The 5159-nt window shown below is 71.4% G+C and carries 7 protein-coding genes; 5 read left to right on the top strand and 2 right to left on the bottom strand.

The features are described 5' to 3' along the window. Window positions 1–489, top strand: a 489-nt coding sequence (locus tag LQV45_RS17230) for an acyl-CoA dehydrogenase family protein (protein WP_290370264.1), incomplete at its 5' end; no start/stop codon positions are given. A 77-nt stretch (window positions 490–566) separates the two neighbouring features. Next, entirely contained in the window at window positions 567–1358 is a 792-nt protein-coding gene (locus LQV45_RS17225) for an enoyl-CoA hydratase-related protein (RefSeq protein WP_230008075.1), read from the top strand. 14 nt (window positions 1359–1372) lie between these two features. Here the strand turns inward: LQV45_RS17225 and LQV45_RS17220 are convergent, their stop codons facing one another. Beyond that, complete coding sequence (locus LQV45_RS17220; RefSeq protein WP_230008074.1) at window positions 1373–1900, bottom strand: MarR family winged helix-turn-helix transcriptional regulator; 528 nt, start codon at window positions 1898–1900, stop codon at window positions 1373–1375. Window positions 1901–2033: 133 nt separating this feature from the next. Between LQV45_RS17220 and LQV45_RS17215 the strand changes: the two genes are divergently transcribed. Further along, window positions 2034–3011, top strand: coding sequence for a cytochrome b/b6 domain-containing protein (locus LQV45_RS17215; protein WP_230008073.1), 978 nt, complete (start codon window positions 2034–2036; stop codon window positions 3009–3011). 171 nt (window positions 3012–3182) lie between these two features. Here LQV45_RS17215 and LQV45_RS17210 read toward each other — a convergent pair whose 3' ends face one another. After that, window positions 3183–3761 (bottom strand): TetR family transcriptional regulator, encoded by a 579-nt coding sequence (locus LQV45_RS17210; RefSeq protein WP_290370263.1) that lies wholly within the window; start codon window positions 3759–3761, stop codon window positions 3183–3185. Window positions 3762–3816: 55 nt separating this feature from the next. Between LQV45_RS17210 and LQV45_RS17205 the strand changes: the two genes are divergently transcribed. Further along, the gene (locus LQV45_RS17205) at window positions 3817–4425 is read left to right on the top strand and encodes a biotin transporter BioY (RefSeq protein ID WP_230008072.1); all 609 of its coding nucleotides are present in this window, start codon (window positions 3817–3819) and stop codon (window positions 4423–4425) included. Further along, window positions 4422–5105, top strand: coding sequence for an energy-coupling factor ABC transporter ATP-binding protein (locus LQV45_RS17200; RefSeq protein ID WP_230008071.1), 684 nt, complete (start codon window positions 4422–4424; stop codon window positions 5103–5105). Before LQV45_RS17205 ends, LQV45_RS17200 begins: the two co-directional genes overlap by 4 nt. Window positions 5106–5159: the final 54 nt, after the last annotated feature.

The raw sequence follows: 5159 nt of genomic DNA, 5'->3' as shown, positions 1-5159 counted from the left end.
CCGGCCGAGAATCTGCTCGGCGGCCAGGGGCGCGGTTTCGGAATCGCGATGTCCGCGCTCAACGGCGGTCGCCTGAACATCGCCGCGTGCTCGCTCGGCGGCGCGCGCTGGGCGATGGAGCGCGCGGTCGCCTATGTGCACGAGCGCTTCACGTTCGGCGAGGCCCTGGCCGAGAAGCAGTCCGTCGTCTTCGCCGTCGCCGACATGGCCACCGAGCTCGAGGCCGCGCGCCTGCTGGTCCACTCGGCGGCGGAACACCTGGATGCCCAGACCCCGGATGCCGCGACCCGGTGCGCCATGGCGAAGCGGTTCGCGACCGACGTCGGCTTCCGCGTCGCCAATGACGCGCTGCAGCTCCACGGGGGCTACGGATACCTGCAGGACTACGGCATCGAGAAGGTCGTCCGCGATCTGCGCGTGCACCAGATCCTCGAGGGCACCAACGAGATCATGCGGCTCATCATCGGACGGAGCGTCCTCGCGGCGTGACGCGGAACCCCCTCGGCGATGTCGGGGGAGCGTGCGACGATGCCAGGGAACCTTCACCTCTAGCCCCTGGGAGTGACATGAGCGAGCAGCGCGGTGCCGCGTACGAGACGATCCGGGTCGAGCAGCGTGGACGGGTGGGGTGGATCACCCTCGACCGCCCCGAGGCGCTCAACGCGTTGAACACTCAGTCGATGACCGAGGTGGTCGCGGCCGCGACGGCGTTCGACGACGCTCCCGACGTCGGGGCGATCGTCGTGACTGGCTCCGAGAAGGCCTTCGCGGCCGGCGCCGACATCAAAGAGATGGAGGGCAAGTCGGGGCTCGAGATGACCCTGACCGACCACTTCGGGGCGTGGAGCCGTTTCTCCGCCGTGCGGACGCCCGTGATCGCCGCCGTGTCGGGTTATGCGCTGGGCGGCGGCTGCGAACTCGCCCTCATGTGCGACGTCATCCTCGCCTCCGACGGGGCGAAGTTCGGTCAGCCCGAGATCCAGCTCGGCGTCATCCCCGGCATGGGCGGGACGCAGCGGCTCGTTCGCGCCCTGGGGTACTACAAGGCCGCCGAGATGGTGCTCACCGGCCGCATGATCGACGCGGTCGAGGCCGAGCGCGCGGGTCTGGTCTCGCGCATCGTCCCCGCCGCCGACCTGCTCGCCGAGGCCGAGACCGTCGCCCGCACGATCGCCGAGAAGCCGCTGCCGGCCCTGTACGCGGCGAAGGCGGCGCTCGACGTCGCCCTGGAGTCGACGCTCGCCGAGGGCGTGCGCTTCGAGCGTCAGGTGTTCGCGTCGCTCTTCGACACCGCCGACCAGAAAGAGGGCATGGCTGCGTTCCGCGAGAAGCGGACGCCGAACTTCTCGCACCGCTGAGCGGGCAGCGGCGGTCAGAGCGGGTCGGGCGTCGGTGCGGGATCGGCGAAGTCGCCGGCGTTCTTGCGGAATCGGGCGATGATCCGCACCAGCTCCGTGGCGTCCTCGGGCGCGAGCCCGGGATCGCGGAAGACGACGTTGAGGGCATTGGTGGCCTCATCGACCCGTCGGCGGCCGGCATCGGTGAGGACGAGCAGTGCCGCGCGCCCGTCGGTGGGGTGCGCTTCGCGTGTCACGAGCCCATCGCGCGCGAGGCGTTCGACGGTGTTCGTCACGCTCGTCGGGTGCACCTGGAGCCGCGCGATGGCGCTGGCCATCGGCATCCGTCCCTCTCGCGTGAAGGCGAGCAGCCGCAGCATCTCGAAGCGCGAGAACGTCACATCGAGCGGTTTCAGAGCGCGCTCGATGGATGCCATGAGCAACTGATGCGCGCGGATCACCGAGGTCACGACGGTCATGCCATCGGCGGCGTCGTCCCAGCCGTGCGCGAGCCATTGGCGCTTGGCTTCGGCGATCGGGTCGACCGGTAGGCGTCTCGGCATCCGTTCTCCTCCTGCCTCACGGTATCGCGCGCATGCCGGGATCGGCGGTCGAGAGGCGCCGCACGCACCCGGGGGTGCGGCGGGTTTCGGTATCGTCGGGAGTCCAGATCTCCGCTTCGGCCCCGAAAAGTAGATGGCCCCCACACCCCGCATCCCGCAGAGCGGGTCGTCCCGCGTCGAGCCGCGCCGCTTCGGCGATCTCACGCTCGGTCAGTGGGTGGGTTCGGCGCTGATCCTCGGGGCGGCGGCGCTCGTCCTCGCCGGGCTGCTCGTGCTGATGGCTCGGGTACTCGTCTCTCTCGGGCCGGTCCGCGGATTCCTCGAGATGTACCCCGGCGCCTACGACCTGCCGGCCGGTGCGCCGGTGGGGATTCCCGCGTGGCTCGGGTGGCAGCACTTCCTCAACGGCCTGTTCCTGTTGCTGGTCATCCGCTCGGGGCTGCAGTTCCGGCGCGAGAAGCGGCCGAACGCCTTCTGGTCGCCGCGGGAAAACAAGAAGCGCCGGATCAGCCTCGCGCTGTGGTTCCACCAGGCGATCGACGTGCTGTGGATGGCCAACGGCGTCGTGTTCGTCGTGCTGCTGTTCGTCACCGGCCAGTGGATGCGCATCGTGCCGACCGCGTGGGAGGTCTTCCCGAACGCGCTGTCGGCGGCGCTCCAGTACGTCTCGCTCGACTGGCCGACCGAGAACGGTTGGGTGAACTACAACAGCCTCCAGCAGCTGTCGTACTTCGCGATCACGTTCGTCGCGGCGCCGCTCGCGATCGTCACGGGGGTGCGGCTGTCGGTGGTGTGGCCGCGGGACGCCGCGCGGCTGAACCGCCTGCTCCCCGCGGAGTGGGCGCGTCGCATCCACTTCCCGGTCATGCTCTTCTTCGTCGCGTTCATCGCGGTGCACGTCTTCCTCGTGCTCGCCACCGGCGCGCTGCGCAACCTCAACCACATGTACGCCGCCCGCGGATCGGTCGACCCCGACGCCTTTGCCGCCGACCCGACCGGACTGTTGTTGTTCGCGGCATCCCTGCTCGCGATGGCCGCGGCGTGGATTGCCGCGCGCCCGTCGGTGCTCGTCCCGATCGCGCGACTGTTCGGCGACGTCAAGCAGCGCTGACGCGGCGACGCTGCGCGGGTGGGCCGTGGGGTGTGCCGTCGTGTGGAGTTCGGGTCGACACGCCCGGTTCGGGATGCCGTGGGGGCGGCGTGTGGGGGAGTTCTCCGCGGGACGGTTCGGGGTGCGGGTCCAGGCGGCGTGCGGTGGCGGCCGCGCCTCCTGTCGCCGGGCCTACACCGACGGGGTGGATGCCTCGGCGTGCAGGCCGCGGTGGATGAGGTCGACACCGAAGGCGAAGTCGGCATCCGGCAAATGGTCCGTGCCGGGGGCGGCGACGCCGACGCTGTCGTACTGCAGGCGCTGCTGCTCGTGCCAGACGTGGCCCAGGACGAAGTGCAGCAGTGTCGTCGCCGCGCGCGCCGATGTGCGGGGGTCGAAGCCCTCGGCGGCGACGGCGGCGGTGAGGCGATCGTGCGCGGCCGACGCCCCGAGGCCGAGCGCGAGGGTGCTCGACACGACCTCGGCGCCGTCCCGGTAGGCGAGCAGGGCGTCGCGCAGCGCGCGGGCCTCGGCGGCGACACCGGAACCGCGCAGCAGGGATGCCGCTTGCCCCACGATGCGGTCGGAGAGCTCGGCCAACAGCGACTGCTTGTTGGGGAAGTGCCAGTAGAGCGCGCTCGGCTGGACGTCCAGGCGGGCGGCGAGGCGACGCATCGTCAGATCGGCGAGTCCGTCGTCGTCGAGGATCCGCAGCGCGGCGCGCGCGACGTCGTCGGCCGAGTGGCCGCGACCGCGTCCTGGAGGGGTCACGGTTCTCAGTATAGTGAACACCGTTCAGGTGAACACTGTTCAGGTAAGGATCGACATGACTTCTTCGACCCCACTCCGCACCCCGGATGCCACCGACCTCGCACGCGTCGCCGTCTTCGCCGCCCTGATCGTCGTGCTCGGGCTTCCCGGCAGCTTCCCCGTCTTCGGGGGCGTTCCGATCACGGCCCAGACCCTCGGTGTGATGCTCGCCGGCGCGATCCTCGGCCCGTGGCTGGGCGCGCTATCGGCGACGGTCGTGCTCGCCCTGGTCGCGATCGGATTGCCCCTGCTGGCCGGCGGCCGCGGGGGGTTCGGGGTGTTCCTCGGTCCGACCGCGGGCTACGCGCTCGGCTGGATCCTCGGCGCGATGGTCATCGGGCTCATCGTGCACGCCGGGAACCGTCGCCCGGTGTGGTGGCGCACCGCGATCGCGATGGTCGCCGGGGGTGTCGTGGCGATCTACGCGCTCGGCATCCCGGTGCAGAGCCTCGTGACGCGACTCCCGCTCGGCGAGACCGCCCTCACGAGCCTCGTGTTCGTCCCGGGAGACCTGCTCAAGGCGGCGATCGCGACGATCGTCGTGACCCTTCTGGTGCGGGCCTATCCGCGGGGCTTCCGCCGGCAGTGGCGGGTCGCTCCGGTCGAGCAACCCGTACCCGCGTGATCCTGCACTGCCGCGACCTCGGCGTGCGGCTCGACGGCCGCGACGTGCTGCGCGCCGTGACCGTCGATCTCGAGGCGCGCACGATCGCGATCGTCGGGGACAACGGTTCGGGCAAGTCGACGTTCGCCCGGGTGCTCGCCGGTCTCGTCCGGCGCGACACCGGCGACGTGCGGGTACGGGGGCTCGACCCCGAGCGGGATGCCGCCGAGCACCGCCGCCGTGTCGCCCTCGTGCTGAGCAACCCCGACGCGCAGATCGTGATGCCGGTCGTCGCCGACGACGTGGGTTTCTCGCTGCGCGCCGAGCGCCTGCCCCGGGCGGAGCGCGCCGAGCGGGTGGCGCGCGCCCTGGAGCGCTTCGGTCTCGCGGAGCTCGCCGAGCGGTCCGCGCACGACCTCTCGGGCGGGCAGAAGCAGCTCCTGGCCCTGTGCGGCGCGTTCGTGCGCGACCCGGATCTCGTCGTGGCCGATGAGCCCACCGCCTTCCTCGACGCCCGCAACGCGCGTCGCGTCGCCGACCACCTGCTCGCCGACGCCGGGCACGCGCTGATCCTCGTGACCCACGATCTGGCGCTCGCGCGGCGCTGCGCCGCCGCCATGCTGTTCGCCGACGGGGGCGTCCGCGCCGCGGGGGTGGCATCCGCGGTCGTCGACGAATACGAGAGGGCGCTCGTGTGCTGAGCCTCTACCGGCCGGGCCGGGGAGTTCTGCACCGGATGCCGGCCGGCCCGAAGA

It is taken from the genome of Microbacterium sp. Bi128 (assembly GCF_918698205.1).
The sequence above is the reverse complement of the archived record's forward strand: the minus strand, read 5'-3'. Positions and strand labels throughout refer to the sequence as shown.

Excerpts from the sequence above, each read along its gene's own strand:
- LQV45_RS17225 (WP_230008075.1), top strand. The coding sequence starts at position 567 with ATGAGCGAGCAGCGCGGTGCCGCGTACGAGACGATCCGGGTCGAGCAG.
- LQV45_RS17220 (WP_230008074.1), bottom strand. The coding sequence starts at position 1,900 with ATGCCGAGACGCCTACCGGTCGACCCGATCGCCGAAGCCAAGCGCCAA.
- LQV45_RS17215 (WP_230008073.1), top strand. The coding sequence starts at position 2,034 with ATGGCCCCCACACCCCGCATCCCGCAGAGCGGGTCGTCCCGCGTCGAG.
- LQV45_RS17205 (WP_230008072.1), top strand. The coding sequence starts at position 3,817 with ATGACTTCTTCGACCCCACTCCGCACCCCGGATGCCACCGACCTCGCA.